The sequence below is a fragment of the Anaerococcus vaginalis ATCC 51170 genome (genome assembly GCF_000163295.1).
Classification (GTDB): domain Bacteria; phylum Bacillota; class Clostridia; order Tissierellales; family Peptoniphilaceae; genus Anaerococcus; species Anaerococcus vaginalis.
Genome location: NZ_GG700528.1, coordinates 1 through 3,039 on the forward strand (window position 1 = coordinate 1; position 3,039 = coordinate 3,039).

Here is a 3,039-nt window from a genome sequence, read left to right on the forward strand (position 1 = left end):
AAAGGACGTAAGTGAACGAAAACTAGGGTAAGCTCACAAAAAGCATTGACCCCTAGGTCTCCGAATGGGGCAACCCGGTTGTGGAAGACACAATCATTACTAAGTGAATACATAGCTTAGTAAGGCGAAACCCTGCGAACTGAAACATCTAAGTAGCAGGAGGAAAAGAAAGAAACATCGATTTTCTAAGTAGCGGCGAGCGAAAGGAAAAGAGCCTAACTCAATAGCGATTTGTTAAAGTTAGTCAAATTATCTGAAAAGATAAACCAAAGAAAGTGAAAGTCTTGTAGACGAAAACATTAATAAACGAGAGGGAAAGTATCACCGGGCACGAGTAACCCGGTGTGAAGATAGGGGGCCCATCCCCTAAGGCTAAATACTAACATGTGACCGATAGTGAACAAGTACCGTGAGGGAAAGGTGAAAAGAACCCCGAAAGGGGAGTGAAATAGAACCTGAAACCTAGTGCCTACAAGCAGACAGAGCGTGAACGAACGTGATGTCGTACCTTTTGTAGAATGGGCCAGCGAGTTATTCTAAATTGCAAGGTTAATGATTTAAGATCAGAAGCCGCAGCGAAAGCGAGTCTTAATAGGGCGGAAGTAAGTTAGAATAGACCCGAAACCGGGTGATCTATCCATGGTCAGAGTGAAGTTGAAGTAAAATTCAATGGAGGCTCGAACCGGGTGCGGTTTAAAACGCATCGGATGAACTGTGGATAGGGGCGAAAAACCAAACGAACCCGGAGATAGCTGGTTCTCCTCGAAATAGCTTTAGGGCTAGCCTCTGACCTAAGATTTTAGGAGGTAGAGCACTGAATGGTCTAGGGCGGATTACCGTACCAAAACCTATCAAACTCCGAATGCCAAAAAATCAAGTCAGGGAGTCAGACTTAGGGGGATAAGCTTCTAAGTCGAAAGGGAAACAGCCCAGACCGACAGCTAAGGTCCCAAAATTTGAATTAAGTGGAAAAGGATGTGAATCTACTAAGACAACCAGGACGTTGGCTTAGAAGCAGCCATGCATTTAAAGAATGCGTAATAGCTCACTGGTCAAGTGGGTTTGCGCCGAAAATGAACGGGGCTCAAATTCAATACCGAAGCTTCGGATTAATAGAGGGATTAAGTTTACAAATGAGACTAGGAAATATTTAACAAAAACAGAAGAGATTAAAAAGAAAAACAAATTTCAGACGCAGACATAAAAGATAGGATATTAAAAAAAGAAAAATATTCAAAAAACACAAGTCTAAAGTCAAAAGTGAGTAACATAAGAAATTATGAACTAACAATCACTGGTTAGAGTTAAAAACTAGGACTCATAGCTAAACTTAATACCTCTATTAGTGGTAGAGGAGCATTGTATTAGAGACGAAGCCAAGGCGAAAGCAAAAGTGGATCTAATACAAGAGAGAATGCTGGCATGAGTAGCGAGAAGGGATGTGAGAATCATCCCCGTCGAAACCCTAAGGACTCCTGAGCAAGGCTCGTCCCCTCAGGGAAAGTCGGGACCTAAGCCAAGGCCGAAAGGCGTAGGCGATGGATAACAGGTTTATATTCCTGTACCGCTTGAAGTCGATATGAGAGAAGTGATGACGCAAAAGGATAAGCAAAGCCATCAGATGGAAAAGATGGTCTAAAGCCGTAGGAAGAAAAGTAGGCAAATCCGCTTTTCACAAATTCTAAAAGCCGATAGGTATCGAAAACATAAGTAGAGAAGTTGCCGATTCCAGGTTGCCAAGAAAAGTCACTATCCAGACCAAAGCGCCCGTACCAAAACCGACACAGGTAGGGAGGTAGAGAATACCAAGACGCGCGGAAGAACCTTTGTTAAGGAACTCGGCAAAATGTCCCCGTAACTTCGGGAGAAGGGGAGCCATAGAAATATGGCCACAGAAACCAGGCCCAAGCGACTGTTTACCAAAAACACAAGTTTCTGCAAAATCGCAAGATGAAGTATAGGAGCTGACACCTGCCCGGTGCTGGAAGGTTAAGGGGAAGGCTTAGAGCAATCGAAGGCTAGAACTTAAGCCCCAGTAAACGGCGGCCGTAACTATAACGGTCCTAAGGTAGCGAAATTCCTTGTCGGGTAAGTTCCGACCCGCACGAAAGGTGTAACGATTTGGGCACTGTCTCAACAAAGGATCCGGTGAAATTGTAGTAGTCGTGAAGATGCGACTTACCCACGCTAGGACGGAAAGACCCCGTGGAGCTTTACTGTAGGCTGATATTGGATTTTGAGATTAAATGTACAGGATAGTTGGGAGACTGAGATATCTGGATGCCAATCTAGGAGGAGTCACTGGTGGGATACCAACCTTTTAATATCAAAGTTCTAACCATAGCCCTTGAATCAGGGCATGGGACATTGTCAGTTGGGCAGTTTGACTGGGGCGGTCGCCTCCTAAAAAGTAACGGAGGCGTTCAAAGGTTCGCTCAGAATGGACGGAAACCATTCGCAGAGTATAAAGGCAGAAGCGAGCTTAACTGCGAGAGCTACAACTCAAGCAGAGTCGAAAGACGGACTTAGTGATCCGGTGGTACCGCATGGAAGGGCCATCGCTCAACGGATAAAAGCTACCCCGGGGATAACAGGCTTATCTCCCCCAAGAGTCCACATCGACGGGGAGGTTTGGCACCTCGATGTCGGCTCGTCTCATCCTGGGGCTGGAGTAGGTCCCAAGGGTTGGGCTGTTCGCCCATTAAAGAGGCACGCGAGCTGGGTTCAGAACGTCGTGAGACAGTTCGGTCCCTATCCAGCGTGGGCGTAAGAAATTTGAGAGGAGCTGTCCTTAGTACGAGAGGACCGGGATGGACGCACCAATGGTGTACGAGTTGTTAGGCCACTAGCATGGCTCGGTAGCTAAGTGCGGGAATGATAAGTACTGAAAGCATCTAAGTACGAAGCATGCCTCAAGATAAGATTTCTCAGAGTAGGTAAAGAAAATACCTTAGATAGGTCCAAGGTGTAAGTGCAGTAATGTATTAAGCTAATGGATACTAAACTTTAAATCTTGACTGGAAATATTTATAGCTATTG

1 rRNA gene is annotated in these 3,039 nt (G+C 45.3%); it reads left to right on the top strand.

Annotated elements, in window-relative coordinates:
* A 23S ribosomal RNA gene (locus HMPREF0078_RS08800) occupies window positions 1-3,021 on the top strand; the annotation flags it as partial.
* Between the last annotated feature and the right edge of the window lie 18 nt (window positions 3,022-3,039).